This is a genomic window from Burkholderia sp. Bp8963, from assembly GCF_003854275.1.
Classification (GTDB): domain Bacteria; phylum Pseudomonadota; class Gammaproteobacteria; order Burkholderiales; family Burkholderiaceae; genus Burkholderia.
The window spans coordinates 16851-42442 of the sequence record NZ_QTQP01000033.1; the positions used below are offsets into that span (position 1 = coordinate 16851).

Genomic DNA, 25592 nt, shown 5'->3' on the forward strand with positions numbered 1-25592 from the left:
CCCGATTCCATCGATGTCGAACCCGAATCCCGCGGCGCCGCGCGCGCCGATGCTGTCGACCGCCGAGGCGCTTGCCGCGCTGCTCGATGCCGCAATGCCGCTTGCCGGCGTCGAATCCGTCGCGACGCTCGACGCGCTCGGACGCGTGCTGGCGGCCGACGTCGAGTCGCCGCTCGACGTGCCGCCGATGCACACGAGCGCGATGGACGGCTACGCGGTGCGCGTTGCCGACCTGCTGCACGGCGAGCGGCGCCTGCCCGTGTCGCAGCGCATTCCGGCCGGCCATCCCGCCGAGCCGCTCGCGGCCGGCACCGCGGCGCGGATTTTCACCGGCGCGACGGTGCCGCCCGGCGCCGATGCCGTCGTGATGCAGGAGCAGGCCGCGCCCGATGGCGACGCGGTCGAGATCCTGCACACGCCGAAGCCCGGCGAATGGATCACCGCGCAGGGCGCGGATATCCGGCGCGGCGCGGTGATCTTGCCGGCCGGCACGCGGCTTACGCCCCAGTCGCTCGGCCTCGCTGCATCGGTCGGCTGTGCGCAGCTGGCGGTCGCGCGCCGGATCAAGGTCGCGGTGTTCTTCACCGGCGACGAGCTGACGATGCCAGGCGAGCCGCTGAAACCGGGCGCGATCTACAACTCGAACCGCTTCACGCTGCGCGGGCTGCTCGAGCGGCTCGATTGCCACGTGACCGACTACGGGATCGTGCCCGATTCGCTCGCCGCGACGCGCGACACGCTGCGCGAGGCCGCGCGCGACCACGACGTGATCCTGACGAGCGGCGGCGTGTCGGTCGGCGACGAGGACCACGTGAAGCCCGCCGTCGAAGCCGAAGGCCGGCTCGCGCTGTGGCAGATCGCGATGAAGCCCGGCAAGCCGCTCGCGTTCGGCGCGATCCGGCGCGGCGACGGCCGGCCCGATGCGCATTTCATCGGGCTGCCCGGCAATCCGGTGTCGAGCTTCGTCACGTTCCTGCTGTTCGTCCGGCCGTTCCTGCTGCGCCTGTCCGGCGTGCGCGACGTCGCGCCGCGCGCGCTGTCGCTGCGCGCCGACTTCACACAGGGCAAGGCCGACCGGCGCAACGAATTCCTGCGCGCGCGCATCAACGCGGCGGGCGGCCTCGACCTGTTCCCGAACCAGAGCTCGGCGGTGCTGACGTCGACGGTCTGGGGCGACGGCCTGATCGACAATCCGCCGCACCACGCGATCAGCGCGGGCGAGACGGTCCGCTTCCTTCCGTTTTCCGAACTGCTGTCCTGACGCGGCGGCCCCACGAGATGAACATTCAGCTGAAATTCTTTGCAAGCGTGCGCGAGGCGCTGGGCGTCGCCGATGAGCAGGTCGACGTGCCGGACGGCATCGCGACCGTCGGCGACGTGCGCGCGTGGCTGCGCACGCGCGGCGGCGCGTGGGCCGAAACGCTTGCCGAAGGGCGCGCGCTGCGCATGGCCTGCAATCACGAGATGACCGACGCCGGCACGCGGATCACCGACGGCTGCGAGGTCGCATTTTTCCCGCCGGTGACGGGCGGATAAGGGGCGGGCAATGGCAACGGTGCGAGTCCAGACCGACGACTTCGATCTGAACGCCGAGGTGGCGGCGCTGCGCGCGCGCAATCCGAAGATTGGTGCGATCGCGTGCTTCGTCGGCACGGTGCGCGACCTGAACGACGGCGATTCGGTCGCCGCGCTGGAGCTCGAGCACTATCCGGGGATGACGGAGAAGGCGCTCGAGAAGATCGCCGCCGACGCAGGCCGGCGCTGGCCGGGGATCGACGTCGCGATCGTGCACCGCGTCGGCAAGCTGTATCCGCTCGACCAGATCGTGCTGGTCGCGACGGTTGCCGCGCATCGCGGCGACGCGTTCGCGTCGTGCGAGTTCGTGATGGATTACCTGAAGACCGAGGCGCCGTTCTGGAAGAAGGAAACGACCCCCGACGGCGAACGCTGGGTGGACGCGCGCAGCACCGACGACGCGGCGCTCGCGCGCTGGGGCGTCGAATCGGGCAACGCGCCGCGCTGAGAGTCCGCTTATTCGTCCCGCTTATTCGTCTGATAATCCGCGCCCGATGATCTTCGCCGGGAACGGTTCGCCGCGCGAGCGTGACGGCAGGTGATCGGGATCGTCACGCCGGCGCGGCGCGACCGCGTCGAGCAGCGCCTGCTGCTCGGGCGGAATCGGGTAGTCCCAGCCGAACCGGCTCAGCTGCAGGCTCTGCGCGATCCGCAGCGCCGGCTCCATGAAGCGGACTGCGGCGGGCGGCGTATAGCGTGCCTCCACCGTTTTCAGGAACAGCGCCAGCCAGCGGCTGAAGTGCGCAGGCTCGAGGCCGTCGAGCGGCTGGTGCGCCTGCTGCACGTTGCCGCGATAGCCCTTGGTACCGAGCACGAGGCTCGACCAGAAGGTCACCATCTTCGGCAGATGCTCGTCCCAGCGGCCGGCCAGCTTGCCGTCGAATACTGGGCCGAGCAGCGGGTCGGCACGCACGCGATCGTAGAACGCGTACACGAGTTCGCGGATATTGGCTTCGGTCGGCTCCGGGTCGCGGGGACGGATCGGTGCGGTGTCGGGCAGGGCAGGCGTGTCGGTCATGGCGAAAAAGGGGGCGGATTTGGCCGGCGAAGGGCGGGACGCCGGCAGGATTTTGACGCACAATAGCGTCGGCCAACCCCTCGTTAAATGTGCGGATGTCACGCATCTTATTGCGCGCCCGCCGTCCCGGCAACCGGGGTCGTGAGCCGGCCCGCCCTCGGGCCAGTCCGCAGGCCTTTATGCACGAGTGCACATGCGGCTGTTCGCCGCAGCACACTAATCGGGGCATGATTCTTAAAGACCGCTTTCGCCAATGAGACTCACCGACTACACCGATTACTCGCTGAGAGTCATGCTGTACCTTGCCGTGCGCGGCGAAGGGCTCGCGACGATCCAGGAGATTTCGGACGCCTACGGCATTTCGAAGAACCATCTGATGAAGGTCGTGCAGCGGCTCGGTGAGCTGGGCTGGGTCGACACGGTCCGCGGCCGCAACGGCGGGCTGCGGCTCTATCCGGAATCGGCACGGCTGACGGTCGGCCAGGTCGTGCGCGCGACCGAGAACGATTTCGCGCTGGTCGGCTGCTTCGCCGACGGCGAGTCGGCGCGCGCCTGCGTGATCGAGCCGCAGTGCCGCCTGAAGGGCGTGCTGGCAGCCGCGCGCGACGCCTTCTTTGCCGAGCTCGACCGCCACACGCTCGGCGAGCTCGCGCAGCCTGCGTCGCCGCTCGCGTTGCTGCTCGGCGTCAAGCCGATCGCGATCGTGCGAGACGCGCGATCCACCGAACCGTCGACGCTCGCCGGCTGACACCGCGCCGCGCGATGCTGCGCGCGGCCACTCCGCGTCGTTCCTGACCACACGCATTTTTGCGTTGAATCAACCTCGATCCCGCTTGAAAGCCGCATAAGCATCCTCACCTTGGTGTTAATCGAAAATTGGAGGTCTCTGAATGAGAATCGACAAGCTCACCACCAAGTTCCAGGAAGCACTGGCGGACGCGCAGAGTCTTGCGGCGGGCCGCGACAATCAATACATCGAACCTGTTCATGTGCTGTCGGCGCTGATCGCGCAGACGGACGGCTCCGCGCGCTCGCTGATGTCGCGCGCGGGCGTGCACGTGCAGGCGCTGCAAGGCGCGCTGAACGACGCGATCACGCGCCTGCCGCAAGTGACGGGCACGGGCGGCGATATCCAGATCGGCCGCGAGCTGGTCGGCCTGCTGAACCAGGCGGACAAGGAAGCACAGAAGCTGAACGACACGTTCATCGCGAGCGAGATGTTCCTGCTCGCGCTTGCCGACGACAAGGGCGAGGCCGGCAAGCTCGCGCGCCAGCACGGCCTCACGCGCAAGGCGCTCGAAGCCGCGATCGCCGCGGTGCGCGGCGGCTCGCAGGTGCACAGCCAGGACGCGGAAAGCCAGCGTGAAGCGCTGAAGAAGTACACGGTCGACCTGACCGAGCGCGCCCGCGCGGGCAAGCTCGATCCGGTGATCGGCCGCGACGACGAGATCCGCCGCTCGATCCAGATCCTGCAGCGACGCACGAAGAACAACCCGGTGCTGATCGGCGAGCCGGGCGTCGGCAAGACCGCGATCGTCGAAGGGCTCGCGCAGCGGATCGTCAACGGCGAAGTGCCCGAGACGCTGAAGGGCAAGCGCGTGCTGTCGCTCGACATGGCAGCGCTGCTCGCGGGCGCGAAGTATCGCGGCGAGTTCGAGGAGCGCCTGAAGGCGGTGCTCAACGACATCGCGAAGGACGAAGGCCAGACGATCGTCTTCATCGATGAAATCCACACGATGGTTGGCGCGGGCAAGGCCGAAGGCGCAATGGACGCGGGCAACATGCTGAAGCCGGCGTTGTCGCGCGGCGAGCTGCACTGCATCGGCGCGACGACGCTCGACGAATATCGCAAGTACATCGAAAAGGATGCCGCGCTCGAGCGCCGCTTCCAGAAGGTGCTCGTCGACGAGCCGAGCGTCGAGGCGACGATCGCGATCCTGCGCGGGCTGCAGGAGAAGTACGAACTGCACCACGGCGTCGACATTACCGACCCGGCGATCGTCGCCGCGGCCGAGCTGTCGCATCGCTACATCACCGACCGCTTCCTGCCGGACAAGGCGATCGACCTGATCGACGAGGCGGCGTCGAAGATCAAGATGGAAATCGATTCGAAGCCCGAAGAGATGGACAAGCTCGACCGCCGGCTGATCCAGCTGAAGATCGAGCGCGAAGCCGTGAAGAAGGAGCAGGACGAAGCGTCGCAAAAGCGCCTGCAGCTGATCGAGGAGGAAATCGAACGGCTCGGCCGCGAATACTCGGACCTCGAGGAGATCTGGACCGCCGAGAAGGCCGCGGTGCAGGGCAGCGCGCAGCTCAAGGAAGAGATCGAGAAGGTGCGCGCCGACATCGCGCGGCTGCAGCGCGAAGGCAAGCTCGAGAAGGTCGCGGAACTGCAGTATGGCAAGCTGCCGCAGCTCGACGCGCAGCTGAAGCAGGTCACGCAGGCGGAAGAGAAGGAGCAGCACAACCCGACGCGTCCGCGTCTGTTGCGCACGCAGGTCGGTGCGGAAGAAATCGCGGAAGTCGTGTCGCGCGCGACCGGCATCCCCGTGTCGCGGATGATGCAGGGCGAGCGTGAGAAGCTGCTGCACATCGAGGAGAAACTGCACGAGCGCGTGGTCGGCCAGAACGAGGCGATCGACGCGGTTGCCGACGCGATCCGCCGTTCGCGCGCGGGTCTCGCCGATCCGAACCGCCCGTACGGCTCGTTCCTGTTCCTCGGCCCGACGGGCGTCGGCAAGACCGAGCTGTGCAAGGCGCTCGCGGCGTTCCTGTTCGACTCGGAGGAGCACCTGATCCGCATCGACATGAGCGAGTTCATGGAGAAGCACAGCGTCGCGCGGCTGATCGGCGCGCCGCCGGGCTATGTCGGCTACGAGGAGGGCGGCTACCTGACGGAAGCCGTGCGCCGCAAGCCGTACAGCGTGATTCTGCTCGACGAGATCGAGAAGGCGCATCCGGACGTGTTCAACGTGCTGCTGCAGGTGCTCGACGACGGCCGGATGACGGACGGGCAGGGCCGCACGGTCGACTTCAAGAACACGGTGATCGTGATGACGTCGAACCTCGGCTCGCAGGTGATCCAGGCGATGACGGGTTCGCCGCAGGAAGAGATCAAGGACGCGGTGTGGATCGAGGTGAAGCAGCATTTCCGCCCCGAGTTCCTGAACCGGATCGACGACGTCGTCGTGTTCCATGCGCTCGACCGCAGCAACATCCAGTCGATCGCGAAGATCCAGCTCGCGCGCCTGCACGATCGGCTTGCGAAGCTCGACATGGCGCTCGACGTGTCGGATGCGGCGCTCGAGCAGATCGGCCAGGTCGGCTACGATCCGCTGTTCGGTGCGCGGCCGCTGAAGCGCGCGATCCAGCAGGAGATCGAGAACCCGGTCGCGAAGCTCATCCTCGCGGGCCGTTTCGGTCCGAAGGACGTGATTCCGGTCGACGTCCAGGATGGCAAGTTCGTGTTCGATCGCGTCGTGCACTGAGCGCGCGACACTCGTCGCAAGCCCCGGCGCCGGATGCCGGGGCGCCAAAAACAAACACCCCGCCGCAAGGCGGGGTGTTTTTTCATCCGGCGTGAACCTGCCGGCTCAGGCTCAGGCCTGCTTGTTGCCGCCGAACAGGCCCGCGAGCTGCGTCAGCGTGCCGAGCACGTTCGACGTGTCGACCTGGCCGTCGGCCGGAACTTCGCCGCTCGGCGTCGCATGGTTGACGACGTGCGGCAGCACCTGCGCAAGAATGCCCGATGCCTGCTGCGGATCGACGCCGAACTTGCTCGCCAGCGCGCCGATCGCGTCGGAGCCGAGCACGTTCTGCAGCGCATCGGCCGAGATCGGCTGGTTCTCGCCGGTGCCGACCCACGAGCCGATGATGTCGCCGGCGCCACCGGCCTTGAACTTCTCGATCAGGCCGTTCAGGCCGCCCGGCTGGTTGTTGACGAATTCGAGCGCCGCGGACAGCAGCGCGCTTTGCGAATTGCCGCCGGCCTCGCCGCCGATCAGACCGCCAACGATATCGAGTAGACCCATGATTCTTCACCTTCACTGAAACGGCGCCGCACGCGCGGCGCCCGTTGAACGATGCCGCGCACGCTCATCGCGCGCGGCGCGCATCAGGCACCCGACGCCGCGGCGGCGGAGGCTGCCTTGTCCTTCTTGCTCTTCTTCTTCGACCCCTTCGTCGCCTTTGCGGACGACGCTTCGGCCGGCGCCGAGGCGGCGGCGGTCGTCGCCGCAGCGGCGGATGCTGCCTTATCCTTCTTCGACGCGCGCTTGGTGCTGGCCGGCCTGGATGCCGCTTGGGGCGCGCTCGCGGCCGGTGCAGCCGGTGCAGCCGTCGTTGCGGCGCCAGTCGTCGCCGGAGCCGTCGTGGCGCTCGTGGCGGTCGTTGCCGCCGGCTTCGTCGCCGGTGCCGTCGCCGGCGCGGTCGCGGCCGGCTTCGCTGCCTTCGCGCCCGTCGGCGGCGTGGACGACCCGCCGATCGTCAGGCCGTTCTCCTCGAGGTGCGCGACCGATTTCGTGCCCAGACCCTTCACGCGATTCGCGAGATCGTCAGCATTCTTGAATGGGCCATTCCTGGTGCGCTCGTCGATGATCGCCTTCGATTTTACCGGCCCGAGACCCTTTACGGATTCGAGCGCGGCCTGGTCGGCCGTATTGACCTCGACCGCCGCGGCAAACGCCGCGGTCAGCGACAGCGACAATGCGACGAACAGCATCAGCAGCTTCTTCAGCATGGCATAGGCTCCCTGGTTCCGACGGATGAATGGCTGTTGCAACGGATGGCTGGCGACGCGCGGCCGCGCGTCGCCGTTAAGCATAGGACAAGCGCGTGCCCTTTTTAAGACAGGCTGTCCGAATCTTGCTGAAGCGTTGCGCGGCTGTAAAGGCCGCAAGCGCCGCCGGCTGGCGGTTTTGACGATTCTTTACGTAATCGGCGGGTGTCGTCACATTGGCCGCTGCACTGGCCATCTCACTGGCCATCTCACTGGCCGTCACGCGGCGCTTGACTTAGAGTGAACTCTAACTCCTAACCTTGAGCGTGCCATGTCTAACACCGTATCGAAACCTTCCGCTGCCGGTCCGCTGACGATCGGCCAGGTCGCCGACCAGATCGGCGTGTCGACGCACACGTTGCGTTACTACGAGCAGGCGGGCCTGTTGCAGGCGATTTCGCGCACGCCGGCCGGTCACCGGCTCTATGCGCCCGCCGATCTCGACTGGCTCGCGTTCGTGATGCGCCTGAAGGCGACCGGCATGCCGATCGCGCAGATGCAGCAGTTCGCGGCGCTGCGCGCCGAAGGCGAGCCGACGTTCGGCGCGCGGCGCGCGCTGCTCGTCGCGCATCGCGACGCGGTGCGTGCGCATATCGCGGAACTGGAGGCGAGCCTCGACCTGATCGAAGACAAGATCGTGAACTACGAGGCGGCGGAACGCGATGCGGGACGACGGGCGACCCCTTCACAACCGGATCAAGGAATTTCGCAATGGAACGACTCGTTGAAGACCGCTACACGCGCGGCTGGGCCAAACTGAAGGAAATCGACGGCGACGCAGGCGAGCGCGTGGTCGCAGCGCTCGAGCCGATCGCGCCGGACTTCGCGCGACTCTTGATCGAGTTCGGCTTCGGCGACATCTACAGCCGGCCGCAACTCGACCTGCGCTCGCGCGAGATCGCGACGATCGCCGCGCTGGCCGCGCTCGGCAATGCGCAGCCGCAGCTCAAGGTGCACATCGAGGCGGCGCTGAACGTCGGCTGCACGCGCGACGAGATCGTCGAGGTATTCATGCAGATGGCGCTCTACGCGGGCTTTCCGGCCGCACTGAACGCGCTGTTCGCCGCACACGAGGTGTTCCGGCAGCGCGACGGCGAGCCGGCTGCACAGGCTGTGCCGGCCGCCTGACACCGTGCGCCGTTACACGCGGTGCGGCGCGACGATCCGGAGTTTTGCGATGCGCCGGTACAGCGTCGCACGCGAGATGCCGAGCGCCTGCGCGGCCGGGTCGGGGCGCCAGCGGTGCGCGGTGAGCGCGGCGACGATGCGGCCGCGTTCATCGTCGGGCAGCGCACCGGCCGCCTCCGGCGCAAGCCGCGCGGCCAGATCGGCGGGCAGGTCGCGCACCGTCACGCGCGCGCTATCGCATACCGCGCACGCATAGCGCAGCACGTTGCGCAACTGGCGGACATTGCCGGGCCACGGATACGCGGCGAGCTGCGCCGCAAGCGGGCCGTCGAGCGTCAGCACGTGGCCTGTCGCATGTGCTTCCTCGGCGAACACCGCTGCGATCACGTCGCGCACGTCCGCGCGTTCGCGTAGCGGCGGCAGTTCGAACACCGCGCCGCTCAGCCGGTAATACAGATCCTCGCGGAACGTGCCGGCCGCGACCATCTGCGCGAGATCGCGGTGCGTCGCGCAGATCACGTCGAGATCGACGCGCACCGGCGTGTCGCTGCCGAGCGGCACGACCTCGCCGTCGGCGAGCACGCGCAACAGGCGCGTCTGCAGCGCGAGCGGCATGTCGCCGATTTCGTCGAGAAACAGCGTGCCGCCGTCTGCGAGCGCGATCTTGCCGCGCGCGCCGTGCTTGCGTGCGCCGGTGAATGCGCCAGCCGCATAGCCGAACAGCTCGCTTTCGATCAGCGCCTCCGGCAGCGCGCCGCAGTTGACCGCGACGAACGGCCGCGCACGCCGCGCCCCCGCGTCGTGGATCGCGCGCGCAAACACTTCCTTGCCCGCGCCCGTCTCGCCGAGCACGAGAATCGGCAGCCGCTTGCTCGCGACGCGCAGCGCGAGCTCCGCCTGCTGCGCGATGCGTGAGTCGCTGCTGTGCAGGAACGGCGTGAGCGCGCCGACGTGACGCGCGGCGCCGCCAGGGCGGCGCGACGCGGTGCCCGGTTCGCGCACGGTGCGCCGCTGCGGCGCGCGCAGCCGCGCGTAGAGCGGCGCGCCGGTCGCGCGCAGGCGCAGCGCGACGATCGCGTCGATGCGCGCGGCGTCACGCAGCGGCATGTCCGTCGAATCGAAGATCTCGTCGATATGGCGCGGCTCGCGCAACTCGGGCAGCGCATCGCGCGCGTGCCGGTTCGCGGCGACGATGTTGCCGCACTCGTCGAACGCGATCAGCCATTCGGGCTGCGCCTCGACGTAGTGGCGGTTCGGATGCCCGAACAATACCCAGTGCTGGGCCGTGCTGTGCAGGAAATAACCGTCCTCGATCAGCGCCGCGCTTTGCCGTACGAGCTGATAGACGAGCCGCTGGCTGTCGCGGTTGTCGGGCGACTGCACGGCCGACGCGTCGAGCACGCCGATCAGCTCGCCCGCGGGCGCGAAGATCGGCGCCGCGCTGCAGGTGAGGGTCGTGAACGCGGCGCGGAAATGATCGGTCTTGTGCACGGTGATCGGCGCGAGATCCGTCAGCACGCTCGCCACGCCGCAGGTGCCTTCCTCGCTCTCCGACCAGCACGAGCCGATGTGCAGCCCCGCATGGCGGAAATCGGTGCGGCGCTCGCGATCGATCCGGTAGTCGATCGTCACGCCGTGCGCATCGGTCAGCATCACGCAGTAGTCGGCGACGCGAATCATGTCGTGCAGGCGCGTCAGGCACTGGCCGGACGCGCGCAGGAAGGCCTCTTCCTTGTCGCGCACCTCGCGCAGTTCCGCGGCGGTCAGCACGCGCGGGCCGATCGACGACGCGGGGTCGAGCCGGTAGCGCTCGAGCGAGCGCTGCCACGACGACACGAGGCGCGGCGAATCGGCGGGCACGGGCAGGCGCCCGGCGAGCGCGCCGAGCACCCGGTCCGCGTGCTGGGTCTGGGGAACGACGTAGGGCATGGTCGGCTCCGGCTTCGGACGGCAGGGGTTTCGTCGTTCTTGTAGCACATCCGTCTCGCCCGATCACATTGCATCGCAGCACGAAGTACGCGTGAGACGTTCGTCTCACCGCCATCTCACGCGGCTGAGACGCGCGGCGGCGCGTGAGATGGCGCGCATGTGGCCGGGTTCGGAACGTGCAGCGCCTGATTGCGCGCGGGCTGGCGGGCCGAGTCGCGGGGTGTGCGCACACCACGCGGCCGTCGCGAGCGGGCGCCGAAGCTTGAGACGCACCGGCGGTGTCGTCGATCCACACACCATCGTTTCGAGCGGCGCCAATCGCGCGCAGGCCCGCCGTGCCGGCGTTTGCGGGCGACCTGAGGGTGCCACGTACGCGGTGGCACGCTGCTTGCAGATATATCGGGCAAGACCGGCGCATACGTGCCGGCGACAACGGATCCGCGGCCCGCGATGGCTGCGGACACTTTGCGTGGGACCGGACCGCGTGCTGAAGCACCCAGGCCGGTTGACGCAACGCATAGGACAGGAGACAAACCCGTGGCAACGCCCATTACCGTCGGCGTGATCGCGAATCCCGCATCCGGACGCGACATCCGCCGCCTCACGACGCATGCGTCGGTGTTCCCGACCGCCGAGAAAGCGAACATGATCGTGCGCCTGCTGGCCGGACTTGGCGCGATGGGCGTCGAGCGCGTGCTGACGCTGCGCGACCGGACGGGCATCGCGACGCTGCTGCTGCGCGCGCTCGACACGCATCGTGCGGTCGCGCCGCATGAGCGCTGGCCCGCCGTCGATTTCGTCGATCTGCCGATCACCGACAGCGTTGCCGACACGCATGCCGGCGCAGCCTGGATGCGCCGGATGGAAGTCGCGCTGATCGTCGTGCTCGGCGGCGACGGCACCCATCGCGCGGTTGCCGCGCATTGCGGCACGACGCCGCTCGTCGCGCTGTCCACCGGTACCAACAACGCATTTCCCGAACATCGCGAAGCGACCGTCGCCGGCGTCGCGGCCGGGCTCGCCGCGACCGGCGCGGTGCCGGCCGAGGTCGCGTTCACACGCAACAAGCGGCTCGTCGTGCGCTGTGTCGAAGGCCCGCAGCCGGGCCGCGAGGACATCGCGCTCGTCGACGTGTGCGCAGCACGGCAGCGCTTCGTCGGCGCGCGCGCGATTTCCGGCTCCGCCGACATCGATGCGCTCTACCTGACCTTCGCCGAACCGGACGGCATCGGCCTGTCCGCGCTCGGCGGTGCATGGGCGCCACTCGAGCGCAGCGCGCCGCATGGCCTCGCGATGCGTTTCGCCGCAGAAGGCAAGGCGGCCGGCACGCCGCTCGTCGCGCCGATCGCGCCGGGCCGCGTCGACCGGGTCGTGATGCGCAGCTGCGAGCGGCTCGAGCCGGGCGCGTGGCAGCCGATTCCGTTCGAGCGCGGCACGCTCGCGTTCGACGGCGAGCGCGAGCTCGAAGTCGCGCGCGGCGACCGCTACGAGATCGCGCTCGACTGGCGCGGGCCGCTCACGCTCGATGTCGGCCGCACGCTGCGCCATGCGGCGTCTCGGCAGCTGCTGCGCGACGCCGGCGCGTACGGGCAACCGGACTGAGCAACCGATCGAACACGATTCCGACCACCATTCCAACCCACAAGGAGACAGGCGATGACGACTTCCGGACGCGGGCCGCCGGCGCCCGCATGACGCGGCGCGCGGCCCGGCACGGCCGCACGCGCTGTGCAGCATCGGCGCCTCGGCGCCGAACCCACGCAGCACACCGCCGCGACGTCCGTTTGCGCGGCGACATTTCAACGAGGAATCAAGGAGACACACATGACCGTTTCGACTCAGCTCAGCAGGGACAAGCTGCTGGACGCGTACCGGCTGATGCGCACGATTCGCGAATTCGAGGAGCGCCTGCACGTCGAGTTCGCGACCGGCGAAATCCCCGGCTTCGTGCACCTGTATGCGGGCGAGGAGGCGTCCGCGGTCGGCACGATGATGCATCTCGATGTTGCCGACTACGTCGCGACGACACACCGCGGCCATGGCCACTGCATCGCGAAAGGCGTCGACGTGCACGGGATGATGGCCGAGATCTACGGCAAGAAGACGGGCGTCTGCCACGGCAAGGGCGGCTCGATGCACATCGCCGACCTGTCGATGGGGATGCTCGGCGCGAACGGCATCGTCGGCGCGGGCGGCCCGCTCGTATGCGGCGCGGCACTCGCGGCGAAGCACAGGAACACGGGCGGCGTCGGCGTGTGCTTCTTCGGCGACGGCGCGTCGAACCAGGGCGTGATCTTCGAATCGATGAACCTCGCGTCGGTATGGCGGCTGCCTGCGATCTTCGTCGCCGAGAACAACGGCTACGCGGAGGCGACGTCGGCGAGCTGGTCGGTCGCGACCGACAACATCGCCGACCGTGCGAACGGCTTCGGGATGCCCGGCGTGATCGTCGACGGCTTCGACTTCTTCGCGGTGCACGAGGCGCTCGGCGAAGCGGTCGAGCGGGCGCGCGGCGGTGGCGGGCCGACGCTCGTCGAAGTGAAGTTCACGCGCTACTTCGGGCACTTCGAAGGCGACGCACAGACCTATCGCGCGCCCGGCGAAGTGCAGAAGCTGCGCGACGAGAAGGATTGCCTGAAGCACTTCGAGGCACGCGTCGTGCGTGCGGAGGTGCTCACGGTCGACGAATTGCGCGCGGTCGATGCACAGGTGAAGGCACTGATCGACGACGCGGTCGCGCAGGCGAAGGCGGCGCCGCTGCCGGATGCGGCCGACCTGCTGACCGACGTGTACGTGTCGTACCCGTGAACGCCGCGCAGTCGTACCGAACGTAGCGGCAAGCCGTAGCGGCAATCCGTAGCAGAAGGCCGCAAGAATCCCAGGAGACAGACATGGCAAGAAAGATCACTTATTCGCAGGCGATCAACGAAGCGCTCGCTCAGGAAATGGCGCGCGACGACAGCGTGATCGTGATGGGCGAGGACAACGCAGGCGGCGCGGGTGCGCCGGGCGAGGACGACGCGTGGGGCGGCGTGCTCGGCGTGACGAAAGGGCTGTTCCACAAGTTCCCGGGCCGCGTGCTCGACACGCCGCTGTCCGAGGGCGGCTATATCGGCGCGGCGGTCGGTGCGGCCGCATGCGGGATGCGGCCCGTCGCGGAGCTGATGTTCATCGATTTCATGGGCGTGTGTTTCGACCAGATCTTCAATCAGGCGGCGAAGTTTCGCTACATGTTCGGCGGCAAGGCCGTGACGCCGGTCGTGATCCGCGCGATGTACGGCGCAGGCCTGCGCGCGGCCGCGCAGCATTCGCAGATGCTGACCTCGCTGTTTACGCATATCCCCGGGCTGAAGGTCGTATGCCCGTCGACGCCGTACGACGCGAAGGGGCTGCTGATCCAGTCGATCCGCGACAACGATCCGGTGATCTTCCTCGAGCACAAGCTGCTCTACACGCGCGAAGGCGACGTGCCTGAGGAATCCTATGCGATCCCGTTCGGCGAGGCGAATATCGTGCGCGACGGCGACGACGCGACGATCGTCACCTACGGACGCATGGTGCACGTCGCGACGGATGCGGCGGCGAAGCTCGCGAAGGACGGCATCCAGGTCGACGTGATCGACTTGCGCACGACGTCGCCGCTCGACGAGGAGACGATTCTCGAAAGCGCGGAGCGCACGGGGCGCGTGATCGTCGTCGACGAGGCGAATCCGCGCTGCTCGATCGCGACCGACATCGCCGCGCTGGTCGCGCAGCGCGCGTTCCGGTCGCTGAAGGCGCCGATCGAGCTCGTGACCGCGCCGCACACGCCGGCGCCGTTCGCGAGCGTGCTCGAAGACCTGTATATCCCGTCCGCCGATGCGATCGTGCAGGCGGTGCTGAAGACGAGGAGCTGACACGATGTCGATTCACATGATCACGATGCCCAAGTGGGGGCTGTCGATGGAGCAGGGGCAGGTCAACGGCTGGCTGAAGGCGGTTGGCGAGCGGGTGACGAAAGGCGACGAGGTGCTCGACGTCGAAACCGACAAGATCTCGTCGGGCGTCGAATGCGCGTTCGACGGCACGCTGCGCCGGCAGGTCGCGCAGGAGGGCGACACGCTGCCGGTCGGCGCGCTGCTCGGCGTCGTCGCGGCGGAGCAGACGAGCGACGCGGACATCGACGCGGCGATCGCCGCGTTCCAGCGCGACTTCACGCCGAGCGCGGCCGCCGACGACGCAGCCGGCCCGCAGCCCGAGAAGGCGCAGATCGGCGGGCGCACGGTGCGCTTCCTCAAGCTCGGCGACGGCGCGGGCACCCCCGCGGTGCTGATCCACGGCTTCGGCGGCGATCTGAACAACTGGCTGTTCAATCACGCGGAGCTGGCCGCGCACCGCCCCGTGTGGGCGCTCGATCTGCCGGGCCACGGCGAATCGGGCAAGGCGGTCGACACGGGCAGCCTCGACGAGCTGGCCGACGCGGTGCTGGCGCTGCTCGACGCACAGGGCATCGCGCGTGCGCACCTGATCGGGCATTCGATGGGCGGCGCGGTCGCGATGGCGGCAGCGGAGCGCGCGCCGGATCGCGTCGCGTCGCTGACGCTGATCGCGAGCGCGGGCCTCGGCAGCGACATCGATCGCGACTACATCGACGGCTTCGTCGCCGGCAACAGCCGCAATACGCTGAAGCCGCATCTCGGCAAGCTGTTCGCGGACAGCGCGCTCGTCACGCGGCAACTGGTCGAGGATCTCGTCAAGTACAAGCGGCTCGAGGGCGTGCAGGCGGCGCTCGAGAAGATCGCGTCGTCGGCGTTCGACGGCGCGACGCAGCGGCGCGTCTTCCGCGACCGGCTCGCGGCGCTTGCGCCGCGTACGCTCGTGATCTGGGGCGAGCGCGACCAGGTGATCCCCGCGCATCACGCGCAGGGCCTGCCGGACGGCGTGCGAGCGGAAGTGCTCGCGGGCCGCGGGCACATGGTGCAGATGGAGGCGGCCGCCGACGTGAACCGCCTGATCGTCGCGTTCCTCGGAGACTGACGATGACGGCCGCGCTCGAACGACCCAGCCTGACGGCGCTCGGCCAGCCGGGCGCGCGCAGCCACGACAAGCTCGCGCGCATTCCGGTGCGCGTCGAGCCCGCGGCCGGCGCGGCGCTGCCGAAGCCGGCGTGGCTGCGGGCGCGGCCGATGATGAGCGACAGCGTCGCCGCGATGGCGGCGGTGCTGCGCGAGCATCGGCTGCATTCCGTCTGCGAGGAAGCGATGTGTCCGAACATCGGCGAGTGCTTCGCGCAGCGCACCGCGACCTTCATGATCATGGGCGGACTGTGCACGCGGCGCTGCCCGTTCTGCGACGTCGCGCACGGGCGTCCGGATCCGCTCGATCCGGACGAGCCGGACCGGCTCGCGGACGCGGTTGCGGCGCTCGGGCTGCGCTACGTCGTGATCACGTCGGTCGACCGCGACGACTTGCGCGACGGCGGTGCCGCGCATTTCGCCGCGTGCATCGCGGCGGTGCGCGCGCGCGTGCCGGGCATCGGCGTCGAGGTGCTGACGCCGGATTTCCGCGGCCGTGTCGCGCGTGCGCTCGATGCGCTGTCGGCCGCATGGCCGGACGTGTTCAACCACAACGTCGAGACGGTGCCGTCGCTATACCGGGCGGCCCGGCCGGGAGCCGATTATCGTGGCTCGCTCGACCTGCTCGCGCGTGCGAAAGGTGCACGCCCGGCGCTCGTGACGAAGTCCGGCCTGATGCTCGGACTCGGCGAGCAGGACGACGAAGTGCGCGCGACATTGCGTGACCTGCGCGCGCACGGCGTCGACGTGCTGACGCTCGGCCAGTATCTCGCGCCGTCCGCGCATCACCTGCCGGTGCGCCGCTACGTGAGCCCGGAAGCGTTCGCCGCATGGCGCGAAGAAGGGCTGTCGCTCGGTTTCGCGGAGGTCGTCGCCGGCCCGCTCGTGCGTTCGTCGTATCACGCGGCGCAGGTGCTGCAGCACGCGTGACGGGCGGCCGGGCGTGCGTTCAGGCCGCGTCGCGCAGATAGGCGCGGCTGACGCGGCGCAGGTAGAGCGCGAGCCCGGCGCCCGCGAGCATCAGGCTCGCCATGTTCGCGAACCAGAATCCGCGCGCGCCGGTCAGCCATGCGGGCGCGAGGCCGCCGACATCGAAGCCGAGCAGGTAGCCGCCGCAGAGCCCGACGCCCCACAGCGCGACCGCGTAGATGACGGTCGGCACGACCGCGACCTTGTACGCGCGCAGCACGAACGCGCACGTGATCTGCAGCGCGTCGAAGAAGTGATAGCAGGTGACGATCGTGACGAGCGGCATCGCGGCCGCGACAACCGCCGGATTCGGCGTATAGCCGCCGACGATCAGCGGGCGCAGCGCAAACAGCAGCACGCCGTACAGCGCAGCGACCCCGCACGCGAGCATCACGCCGTGCCGGCCGAGCAGCCGCGCTTCCTCGTGCCGTTCGGCGCCGAGCGCGCGCGCGACCAGCGTCGACACGGCGACGCCGATCGACAGCGGCGTCATGTACATCACCGCGGCAATGTTGCCGGCGATCTGATGGCCGGCGAGCGTCGTCGTGCCGAACTGCGCGATGAACAGCGCCATGCAGGTGTACGACGTGACCTCGATCAGGTACGACAGGCCCATCGGCACGCCGAGCTTCAGGATCGCCTTCAGGCGCGTCCAGGCCGGCCAGCAGAAGCGCGAGAAGATCGCGAGCGGCGTGAACACGTCGAGCTTCGCGAGCAGCGTGAAGCCGATCAGCGCGAGCGCCCAGTTGATCAGCGTGCTCGCGAGCCCGCAGCCGGGGCCGCCGAGCGCCGGCACGCCGAACCCGCCGAAGATGAACCACACGTTCAGCGGAAACTTGAGCGCGAGCGCGCCGATCTGCAGGATCATCGCGAGGCGCGGCTTGCCGGCGGCATTGGTGAGCGCGTTGTAGATGCGGAACACGAGGCTCGCCGGCAGGCCGAACGACAGGATCCGCAGGTACATGACGGTGCGGTCGTGCAGCGCGGCCGGGGCGTGCGCGACGCGCAACAGCGGCTCGGGAAAATGCAGCAGCAGGAAGCCGGGGATCGCGAGCAGCGCGGCGAGCCACAGCGCCTGCCGCACTTCCTCGCCGATCTCGGTGTAGCGGCGCGCGCCGTAGAGCTGGCCGGTGATCGGCTGCACCGCGGACAGGATGCCGGTGAGGCCGATGTAGATCGACACGTAGATCGACGAGCCGAGCCCGAGCGCGGCGAGGTCGACGGCGGAGAAGCGGCCGACCATCGCGGTGTCGATTACGCCGAACGCAATGATCGCGAGCTGGCCGACGAGCACCGGCCACGCGAGGCCGACGATCCGGCGGATGTCGGCGAGCATCGTCAATCCGCCGCCTGGCGACGCGGCGGGCGGCGCTTGACCGGCACCTTCGGCCGCTCGATCCGTTCGTAGAGGCGGAAGCGCTCGTCGCGGTCGGCGACGCGGCGGCCTTCCCAGACGAGGCGCCACACGTATTGCGACATCGAGCTCGGCTCGCCGAAATCGGCGCGGTCCTGGCGCAGGATCACGTCGCAGTCGCCGGAGAAATCGAAACGCATGTTGCCGAAATACGCGAACGTCGCGATCTGCGCGTCGCCGAGCCGCACCGGCGAGATGCATTCGTAATCGGACGGCAGGTGCACGGCGATCTGCTGCGCGACGTCGCGGTAGGTGCGGCCATAGTTGACGATCGGCAGCCACAGCGTCATCAGCAGCACCCACATCAGCGTGGTGCCGGCGCCCGACAGTACGACGCTGCGCCACAGCACCTTCGGCTGCCGTGACACGCGCCATCTCGCGAGCACGAACCAGCAGACCGTCACCGCGACCGCACAGACGAACGACAGCACCTTGAAGTGCGGTTCGTAGCCGGGCACGAGCCGCGCGAGGTTGCGCGCGAGCGGATGCGGGAAGCCGGTCAGCGATGCGAGCCAGACGAGCCAGACGAAGCTGCCGAGGATCGTGAAGCTCAGCACCGCGAACCAGTCGATCGCATTGATCGCGCCGCGCTTGAGCGTCGGCAGCGCGAACGTCGCAAGCACCGCGAGCGGCGGCAGCAGCAGCATGTACATCCGGTTCGACTGCTGGCTCTGCAGGATCACGAGCGCGACGAGCGGCACCGCGACCGACAGCGGGATCGCGATGTGCGCGCGCCGACGCATGCCGGCCCAGCTCCACCACGCCCAGATCGCGAGCGGCCATGCGGGCCACGTGAAGAGCGGCAGGTTCTTCGCCGCGTACGCGAGCACGGTGGTCGGCGGGCCCGAGAAACGCATCAGGCTGCCGTGCACCCACTGGTTGAAGAACCACGCGGCGTCGTCGGGTGCGGCAACGACCGCGGCGAGCGGCCACAGCGCGAAGATCGCGGCGGCGAGCGGCAGGCCGATCACGGGCAGGTGGAGGTTGCGCATCTCGGGTGTGACGAGCCACAACGCCGCGGTGCCGGTGATCAGCGCGACGACGAGCACCGGATTACCCGACAGCGCGACGAGGCCGATCGCGAGCCCCCACCACAGCGCACCCTGCACGGGCTTGTCGATGCCGCGCACGATGCCGTACACGAGCACCGCGATCCACGCGAACTGCGCGAGCTGCGGCGTCGTTTCGTGGCCGCGCTCCGCGAGGCCGAAGCACGCGACGAGGATCAGCAGCGCGCCGTCGGCGAGCGTGCGCCCGTAGTCGCGCGGCTCCGGTTCGCCGCCGAATGCGTACTTGAACGGCTGGACCTCGGCACGACGGCCGAGCAGGTACGCGGTGTACCAGACGAATGCGCAGGCGACGCAGAACAGGATCCCGGTGTCGAACCGCGACGCGTTGCTCGCGTCGACCCAGGGCCCGAGCGCGCGGATCGACAGCGCGCCGAGCCAGTAGCCGAGCGGCCCGTCGGTCGTGATGAATTTGCCGACGAGGTTCGGCAGCAGCCAGTCATGCCAGCCGCCCTTGGCCATCGTCCACATCACGCCAAAGCCCGCCGCATCCTCGTTCTTCCACGGGGCGCGGCCGAACAGGCCGAACGCCGCGTAGACGAGGCAGAGCGTGAGCAGCAGCCAGCGTGGCAGCGCGCGCGTGGCGGAGGCGGTGAGACGAACGACAGGCTTCATGCAGATCAGCGATTTGTTATGGGCGTGGCCCGCGCGATGCCGCGCGGCGAGCCGGTTTTGAGCATCCGGCATTGTAGACGCGCTGGCCGCTGCGCGTCAGCGGCGTTCCCCATGCGCTGGCCGCGGCGATCGGGTGAGCAGAGACGAAAAAGGGCAGCCTTGGCTGCAGTAGCGATAAAAAAGGGCAGCCTTGGCTGCCCTTTGGGTGCGGTACCGGTGCGTTGCAGCCACCGGATGCGGTGCGAAGCTTACTTCGCGACCTTGCCGCTGGCGCGCGAGCCGAACTTGTTCTTGAACTTCTCGACGCGGCCGGCCGTGTCCATGATCTTCTGCTGGCCGGTGTAGAACGAGTGCGATTCCGACGACACTTCGATCTTGGCGAGCGGGTAGGTCTTGCCGTCGAGTTCGATGGTTTCACGCGTCTGGATCGTCGAGCGCGTCACGAACTTGAAGCCGTTCGACATGTCTTGGAAGACGACTTCGCGGTAATTCGGGTGGATGCCTTCTTTCATGGTCTTTCCTTGGTGTGAGCGGTAGCCAACCCGCCGCTTGCTGCTCCGATGCGCGCGGAATGCGCGTGTCGGCTGGCGTCAAGCCCGGCGCGAGCCACTTGCCTAAGGTCGAAAAACGGGCATTATGCCAGAAAATCAGACGGTTGGCGAAGAATTTTCAGCGTGCGTCGAGCGTGCCCGTTCTGGCCGGATCCTGCCGGTAGTAGCGGGCGAGCAGCCGGTACAACTCCGGGAACTCGGCCTCGAATGCGCGCGGCCGCACGAACAGCGCCTCGCTGCACACTGCAAAAAATTCCGACGGGTGATCGGCCGCATACGGATCGATCAGCGAATCCCGCTCGAAGCGCGCCCACCCGCGATCCGGCACCGCATCGACGCGCGCGCAGAACTGGTCGTACGCGTTGTCGAACACGTCGGCCCAGGCCTGCGCGTCGAGATGCGGCGCATGCCAGCGGCGAAAGAGGGGCGGACAGCCGTCGGCTGCGCCGTTGATCATGTCGATCTTGTGCGCGAATTCGTGGATCACGACGTTGTACGCGTCGTGGCCGTCGGTCATCTGCGCGTCCTCCCATGACAGGATCACGGGCCCGCCTTCCCATGCTTCGCCGCTCGCGTCCTGCTCGACCTCGTGGACGACGCCATCCTCGTCCTGGACGGTCTTGCGGATCACGAACTCGCCCGGATACACGACGATGCCGACCCAGCCGTCATACAGCGACAGGTCGAGGTTCAGCACCGGCACGCAGGCCTGCACCGCGATGCCGACGATCATCGCGTCGGTCAGTTCGAGCCCGTGCGCGGTCGAAAACGATTTCTGCGACAGGAACAGGCTCGTCAGCTCGCGCAGCCGGCCGAGTTCTTCCTGCGTCAGGTAGTCGAGGAACGGCAGGCGCTCGACGGTGTCCTGCCACAGCGCATCGGCAATCGGGTGACTGCGCAGCGCGCGGTCGCGGCGGCGGTGATCGAGCCAGCGGGTCAGTTTCGAAAGCATGGAGACGGCAAGCAGGAGCCCAAAGCCAGACTTTTAACTCAATCGATGTCTTTTTGCCATGCCGCGAAGAGCCCGCCGCACACGGCGACGCCCGCGAGGAAATAGAAGCCGTCGAGCGACGCGAGGAACGATGCCTGCTGCGCCACCATCCGCGCGACCGCCGCGATCGCGAGTGCGTGCGCGTCGTGCAGCACATGGCCGGCGGCCGCGTAGCTGCGGGTCAGCGTATCGACCGTCTGCTGGAACAGCGGGTCGAACACGTTCGCGCGCTCGACGAGGCGCGTCTGGTGCACGGCGAGCCGATGCTGTTCGACGATGATCACCGATGCGGTCGCGAACGAGATCGTCAGCTGGCGCACGATGTTCTTGAGCCGGTAGCCGTGCGTGTACTCGTCGATCGCGAAGATCCGGAACGTCAGGTTCGCGACCGGCAGCACGATGAACAGCAGCAGCAGGCCGCGCAGCAGCAGCGGCAGGATCAGCGCCGCTTCGCCGACTTGCGGCGTCATGCGCGTCATGTACAGCGCGGCGAACGCGGCGATCACGAAACCCGGCACGATGATCCGTTTCTTGTGCGTGACGAGCTTCGCGTAGCGCAGGTACGCGAACAGCGCGGTGGCGGAGATCAGCGACATCGTGCCGACGAGGCGCCCGGCGTTCTCGACCGGGTAGCCGAGGCCCGTCTCGAGGAAGCGGGAAGTCAGGTAGCTGAAGCCGGTCGACTCGTAGTAATAGAACATGTAGAGCAGCAGCCCGACCTGGAAGGTCCGCTCGCGGAACGCGTGCAGGCGCACGAGCGGTGTCGGGTGGTGCCACTGGTGATGCGCGAACCACGCGAGCGCGCCGAGGCCCGCCGCCGTCAGCAGGATCAGCATCGGCGAGCCGCTGAAGAGCTGGTAGCGCACCTGCTGCATCACGATCTGCAGCGCACCCTGCGCGAGCGCGAACACGACATACGGCCAGAAGTGCCCGGTGCCGCGTTCGTCGTCGGGCGTGTTGCCGGTGTCGGGCAGCGTGAGCAGTGCGAGCGCCGCGAACGCGATGCCGGCGGGTGCCGTGCACGCGAACAGCGCGCGCCAGGTCGAGTGCGCAACGAGCAGGCCGCCGACGATCGGCGCGAGTGCGCTGCCGAGCAGGATCATGATCAGGAATGCGCGCGTCGCGGGCGGCCGCTGCTGCGGCGTGAAGCTGACCTGGATCAGGATCCGGCACGCGCCCATCATCGGGCCGATGAAGTAGCCCTGGAAGCCGCGTGCGAACGCGAGCTGCAGCGACGTGTCGGCGAGCGCGGCGGCGATCGCGCCGAACGAGAACATCAGCATGCAGCCGGCGACATAGCGGCGATGCCCGAGGCGGTCGATCCACCATTGCTGCTGCAGGATGCCGAGCACGGCCGTGACCGCGTACGCGCTCGACGACCACACGAGCTCGTCTGGCGATGCATTGATCCCGCCCGCGATGTAGCTCGCGAAAAACGAAAACGTCGCGTTGTCGAAATAATCGATGCCGGTGACGAGCGCGAGCGCCCACGGGAACAGGTCGGCGCGCAGGTTCGCGCGGCTCCACAGTGGCGGGCGGCCCGGCGTCGCGTTCATGCGCGGCTCTTGCGCGAGCGGCGCTCGCTCGCCTCGGCCCGCCGCTGCGCGATCAGCGTATCGGCGTTTTCGCCGGCGAGACGCCGCTCGACGTAGTCGATATCGTGCTGCAGCTCCTTGCGCAGCGCGATCGCTTCCTTCAGTTCGCGCTCGACCGCTGCGATGCGCCGGTCGAGCGTATCGATCTGCGCGGCAAGGCCCGTGCGGATGTCGCGCAGCGACGCGTCCGAATAGCGGCGGCGGCCGTCGCCCGTTTCTTCGAGCGGCCGCTTCAGCATTTCGGTGATGCCGTGCAGCGAGAAGCCGAGCGCGCGCAGCCGCAGGATCCGCGCGAAGCGCTCGAGATCGGATTCGTCGTAAAGGCGGTAACGGCCCTCGCTGCGCGATGGCGTGACGAGCCCGCGCTCCTCGTAGTACTTCAGCGTGCGCGGCGTGACGCCGAGCCGGGCGGCGGCGTCGCTCACGGTCAGCAGCGGGGTGGGGGCGTCGGTCGTCATCGGGGCGGGGGCTGTGGGTTGGGGCGACGGGATCGATTATAGATCAACGTGTACGTTCACGTTCAGGTTGGCGCGAAAAAACGGCCGCCGGGCGAAACGCGCGGGCGGCCGTCGTATCCGCTACCGGGGCGATCAGCCGCCGCGGCGCATCAGGTCGAAGAACTCGGAATTGCTCTTCGTCTGGCGGATCTTGTCGAGCAGGAATTCCATCGCCTCGACTTCGTCCATGTCGTGGATGAACTTGCGCAGCACCCAGATCTTTTGCAGGATCTCGGGCTTGATCAGCATCTCTTCGCGACGCGTGCCGGACTTGTTCAGGTTGATCGACGGATACACGCGCTTTTCCGCGAGGCGGCGCTCGAGGTGCACTTCCATGTTGCCGGTGCCCTTGAACTCTTCGTAGATCACGTCGTCCATGCGGCTGCCGGTTTCGATCAGCGCGGTGCCGATGATCGTCAGCGAGCCGCCTTCCTCGATGTTGCGCGCCGCGCCGAAGAAGCGCTTCGGGCGCTGCAGCGCGTTCGCGTCGACACCGCCCGTCAGCACCTTGCCCGACGCCGGGATCACGGTGTTGTATGCGCGCGCGAGACGCGTGATCGAGTCGAGCAGGATCACGACGTCGTGCTTCATTTCGACGAGGCGCTTGGCCTTCTCGATCACCATTTCGGCGACCTGCACGTGACGCGTGGCCGGTTCGTCGAACGTCGACGCGATCACTTCGCCCGCGACCGAGCGCTGCATTTCGGTCACTTCTTCAGGGCGCTCGTCGATCAGCAGCACGAACAGGATCACGTCCGGGTGGTTCTGCTTGATCGCGTGCGCGATGTGCTGGAGCATCACGGTCTTGCCGGACTTCGGCGACGCGACGAGCAGGCCGCGCTGGCCCTTGCCGATCGGCGCGATCATGTCGATGATGCGGCCCGTGACGTTCTCTTCGCCGCGCATTTCGCGTTCGAGCGACAGCGGCTTGTTCGGGTGCAGCGGCGTGAGGTTCTCGAACATGATCTTGTGTTTCGAGGCCTCGGGCGGCTGCCCGTTGACTTTGTCGACCTTCACCAGCGCGAAGTAGCGCTCGCCGTCCTTCGGCGTGCGGACTTCGCCTTCGATCGTGTCGCCGGTGTGCAGGTTGAAGCGGCGGATCTGCGACGGGCTGATATAGATGTCGTCGGTGCTCGCGAGGTACGACATTTCCGGCGAGCGGAGGAAGCCGAAACCGTCCGGCAGCACTTCGAGCGTGCCGTCGCCGAAGATCGTCTCTCCCGTCTTGGCGCGCTTTTTGAGAATGGCGAACATCAACTCCTGCTTGCGCAGGCGGTTCGCGTTTTCGATCTCCAGGCCGTTGGCCATTTCGATCAATTCGGACACGTGCAGAGACTTGAGCTCGGATAAATGCATACGGAGATCCCGCCAGGGAGGAGAAGCGACGAAAGAAATATGGGAGGAGGGCGAGCGGAAGCGCTCAGAGACTTAAATGCGTCTTGTAGACGTTTTTTAATTCTAGCATACGCCGATTCGCGCTTGAGCGGCCGATCGGCGGCTTCACGGCGGACGTGTTGCCGGTTGACAACACGTCCGCGAACTTGCGGGCTGGTGCCGGTATTACAGGTGGCTGTCCAGGAACGCGGTGAGTTGCGACTTCGACAGCGCGCCGACCTTCTGTGCGGCCGCGGCGCCGTTCTTGAACAGGATCAGCGTCGGGATGCCGCGCACGCCGAACTTCGCGGGCGTCGCCTGGTTGTCGTCGACGTTGATCTTCGCGATCTGCAGCTTGTCGCCGTAATCCTTCGCGACTTCGTCGAGGATCGGGGCAATCATCTTGCACGGGCCGCACCATTCGGCCCAGAAATCGACGAGCACGGGCTTGTCGGATTTGACGACGTCCTGTTCGAACGATGCGTCGCTGATGTGTTTGATCTGTTCGCTCATTTGGTCAATACCTCTTTCGGTTCGGGGACTGCCTGCTTGGCGCCTTGCGGCGCGCCGACGCCCGGCGGGCTGCCGGCCGCTGCGGCAGGTAGCTCCGCTCTCCGGAACAGAAGGGCGTAAGCGCTGCGTACCGCGGCTCGCGGGTCATTCGGGCGTCATATTAGCCTAAATTGCTATCTGCTGCGGACGGCGATAGTAGCCGCTATGCAAGTAGGGGTACGACGCGCCGACGACTGTTGCGCGATACAGATGGAGGCCGGCACGCAAAATACAAGAGGGCGCGCGCGCCGGCAACGCGCGTGTGCCGGTGTCCGCACATTCGTGCGAATAAACGGTCGCATTCGATCGCAAGCGATGATAGAATGCGACGTGACGGGCCTCCTCGCATGGTGGGCCGGTGAACCTGGTCAGGTCGGGAACGAAGCAGCCACAGCCGTTTTCCGCCAGTGCCGAGGGTCGGGCTCGTCACCTTCCTTTTCGCCCCGTTCGCAGGGCGTTTTTTGTTTCCGTGTCATTCTTCCCGCG

Annotated in this window: 24 protein-coding genes and 1 other RNA gene; 13 read left to right on the top strand and 12 right to left on the bottom strand. The window is 67.9% G+C overall.

Translation table 11 applies throughout. The annotated features are described in order from the left end of the window. Positions 1 to 13 precede the first annotated feature (13 nt). From glp to moaE, 3 genes are read left to right on the top strand one after another with little or no spacing between them, the layout of a single operon-like run. Positions 14 to 1261, top strand: a complete 1248-nt coding sequence (glp, locus tag DID96_RS24775; protein ID WP_124601897.1) for a gephyrin-like molybdotransferase Glp — start codon at positions 14 to 16, stop codon at positions 1259 to 1261. Between the two features lie 17 nt (positions 1262 to 1278). Further along, a complete protein-coding gene (gene moaD, locus DID96_RS24780) occupies positions 1279 to 1536 on the top strand; it encodes a molybdopterin converting factor subunit 1 (protein ID WP_124601898.1) in 258 nt (85 codons plus the stop codon). Between the two features lie 10 nt (positions 1537 to 1546). Then, the gene (gene moaE / locus DID96_RS24785) at positions 1547 to 2023 is read left to right on the top strand and encodes a molybdopterin synthase catalytic subunit MoaE (protein ID WP_124601899.1); all 477 of its coding nucleotides are present in this window, start codon (positions 1547 to 1549) and stop codon (positions 2021 to 2023) included. 21 nt (positions 2024 to 2044) lie between these two features. Here moaE and DID96_RS24790 read toward each other — a convergent pair whose 3' ends face one another. Beyond that, on the bottom strand, positions 2045 to 2593 hold the full coding sequence (locus tag DID96_RS24790; protein ID WP_124601900.1) for a group III truncated hemoglobin: 549 nt from the start codon (positions 2591 to 2593) through the stop codon (positions 2045 to 2047). A gap of 253 nt (positions 2594 to 2846) precedes the next feature. Between DID96_RS24790 and DID96_RS24795 the strand changes: the two genes are divergently transcribed. Further along, a complete protein-coding gene (locus tag DID96_RS24795; protein ID WP_124601901.1) occupies positions 2847 to 3341 on the top strand; it encodes an Rrf2 family transcriptional regulator in 495 nt (164 codons plus the stop codon). Between the two features lie 142 nt (positions 3342 to 3483). Then, positions 3484 to 6081 (top strand): ATP-dependent chaperone ClpB, encoded by a 2598-nt coding sequence (gene clpB, locus DID96_RS24800; RefSeq protein WP_124601902.1) that lies wholly within the window; start codon positions 3484 to 3486, stop codon positions 6079 to 6081. 111 nt (positions 6082 to 6192) lie between these two features. Here the strand turns inward: clpB and DID96_RS24805 are convergent, their stop codons facing one another. Beyond that, positions 6193 to 6624, bottom strand: a complete 432-nt coding sequence (locus DID96_RS24805; protein WP_124601903.1) for a YidB family protein — start codon at positions 6622 to 6624, stop codon at positions 6193 to 6195. 83 nt (positions 6625 to 6707) lie between these two features. Continuing rightward, complete coding sequence (locus DID96_RS24810) at positions 6708 to 7331, bottom strand: helix-hairpin-helix domain-containing protein (RefSeq protein ID WP_185732349.1); 624 nt, start codon at positions 7329 to 7331, stop codon at positions 6708 to 6710. A gap of 310 nt (positions 7332 to 7641) precedes the next feature. Here DID96_RS24810 and DID96_RS24815 point away from each other — a divergent pair, with 310 nt between their 5' ends. Beyond that, entirely contained in the window at positions 7642 to 8130 is a 489-nt protein-coding gene (locus tag DID96_RS24815) for a MerR family transcriptional regulator (RefSeq protein ID WP_124601905.1), read from the top strand. Next, positions 8082 to 8498 carry a carboxymuconolactone decarboxylase family protein gene (locus tag DID96_RS24820; RefSeq protein WP_124601906.1) on the top strand — a complete coding sequence of 139 codons (417 nt, stop codon included), beginning with the start codon at positions 8082 to 8084 and terminating at the stop codon, positions 8496 to 8498. Before DID96_RS24815 ends, DID96_RS24820 begins: the two co-directional genes overlap by 49 nt. 12 nt (positions 8499 to 8510) lie before the next feature. Here DID96_RS24820 and DID96_RS24825 read toward each other — a convergent pair whose 3' ends face one another. After that, entirely contained in the window at positions 8511 to 10427 is a 1917-nt protein-coding gene (locus tag DID96_RS24825; protein ID WP_124601907.1) for a sigma-54-dependent Fis family transcriptional regulator, read from the bottom strand. A gap of 537 nt (positions 10428 to 10964) precedes the next feature. Between DID96_RS24825 and DID96_RS24830 the strand changes: the two genes are divergently transcribed. From DID96_RS24830 to lipA, 5 genes are all read left to right on the top strand, one after another. After that, positions 10965 to 12029 (top strand): ATP-NAD kinase family protein, encoded by a 1065-nt coding sequence (locus tag DID96_RS24830; protein WP_124601908.1) that lies wholly within the window; start codon positions 10965 to 10967, stop codon positions 12027 to 12029. A gap of 222 nt (positions 12030 to 12251) precedes the next feature. Further along, positions 12252 to 13235, top strand: coding sequence for a thiamine pyrophosphate-dependent dehydrogenase E1 component subunit alpha (locus DID96_RS24835; protein WP_124601909.1), 984 nt, complete (start codon positions 12252 to 12254; stop codon positions 13233 to 13235). A gap of 83 nt (positions 13236 to 13318) precedes the next feature. After that, positions 13319 to 14323 carry an alpha-ketoacid dehydrogenase subunit beta gene (locus tag DID96_RS24840; protein WP_124601910.1) on the top strand — a complete coding sequence of 335 codons (1005 nt, stop codon included), beginning with the start codon at positions 13319 to 13321 and terminating at the stop codon, positions 14321 to 14323. Positions 14324 to 14327: 4 nt separating this feature from the next. Next, on the top strand, positions 14328 to 15443 hold the full coding sequence (locus tag DID96_RS24845; RefSeq protein WP_124601911.1) for an acetoin dehydrogenase dihydrolipoyllysine-residue acetyltransferase subunit: 1116 nt from the start codon (positions 14328 to 14330) through the stop codon (positions 15441 to 15443). A gap of 2 nt (positions 15444 to 15445) precedes the next feature. Further along, positions 15446 to 16411 carry a lipoyl synthase gene (gene lipA / locus DID96_RS24850; RefSeq protein ID WP_124601912.1) on the top strand — a complete coding sequence of 322 codons (966 nt, stop codon included), beginning with the start codon at positions 15446 to 15448 and terminating at the stop codon, positions 16409 to 16411. 19 nt (positions 16412 to 16430) lie between these two features. Here lipA and DID96_RS24855 read toward each other — a convergent pair whose 3' ends face one another. The 8 genes from DID96_RS24855 to trxA form a co-directional block, all read right to left on the bottom strand. Continuing rightward, positions 16431 to 17786, bottom strand: coding sequence for an MATE family efflux transporter (locus DID96_RS24855; RefSeq protein WP_124601913.1), 1356 nt, complete (start codon positions 17784 to 17786; stop codon positions 16431 to 16433). 2 nt (positions 17787 to 17788) lie between these two features. Next, on the bottom strand, positions 17789 to 19618 hold the full coding sequence (locus tag DID96_RS24860; RefSeq protein ID WP_124601914.1) for a glycosyltransferase family 39 protein: 1830 nt from the start codon (positions 19616 to 19618) through the stop codon (positions 17789 to 17791). Positions 19619 to 19794: 176 nt separating this feature from the next. Continuing rightward, positions 19795 to 20058: a type B 50S ribosomal protein L31 gene (locus DID96_RS24865; RefSeq protein ID WP_124601915.1), complete on the bottom strand. Its 264-nt coding sequence runs from the start codon at positions 20056 to 20058 to the stop codon at positions 19795 to 19797. 157 nt (positions 20059 to 20215) lie between these two features. After that, a complete protein-coding gene (locus tag DID96_RS24870; protein WP_124601916.1) occupies positions 20216 to 21049 on the bottom strand; it encodes a M90 family metallopeptidase in 834 nt (277 codons plus the stop codon). A 38-nt stretch (positions 21050 to 21087) separates the two neighbouring features. Further along, positions 21088 to 22644, bottom strand: coding sequence for an MFS transporter (locus DID96_RS24875; protein WP_124601917.1), 1557 nt, complete (start codon positions 22642 to 22644; stop codon positions 21088 to 21090). Beyond that, a complete protein-coding gene (locus DID96_RS24880) occupies positions 22641 to 23141 on the bottom strand; it encodes a MerR family transcriptional regulator (RefSeq protein ID WP_124601918.1) in 501 nt (166 codons plus the stop codon). The genes DID96_RS24875 and DID96_RS24880 overlap by 4 nt, the downstream gene beginning before the upstream one ends. A 132-nt stretch (positions 23142 to 23273) precedes the next feature. After that, positions 23274 to 24536, bottom strand: coding sequence for a transcription termination factor Rho (gene rho, locus DID96_RS24885; RefSeq protein WP_006478662.1), 1263 nt, complete (start codon positions 24534 to 24536; stop codon positions 23274 to 23276). A gap of 204 nt (positions 24537 to 24740) precedes the next feature. Further along, positions 24741 to 25067 (bottom strand): thioredoxin TrxA, encoded by a 327-nt coding sequence (trxA, locus tag DID96_RS24890; RefSeq protein WP_006402348.1) that lies wholly within the window; start codon positions 25065 to 25067, stop codon positions 24741 to 24743. A 371-nt stretch (positions 25068 to 25438) separates the two neighbouring features. On the opposite strand from trxA, the gene ffs reads away from it, so the two are divergent. Continuing rightward, an RNA gene (ffs, locus tag DID96_RS24895) (signal recognition particle sRNA small type) lies at positions 25439 to 25537 on the top strand. The last annotated feature ends 55 nt before the right edge of the window (positions 25538 to 25592 follow it).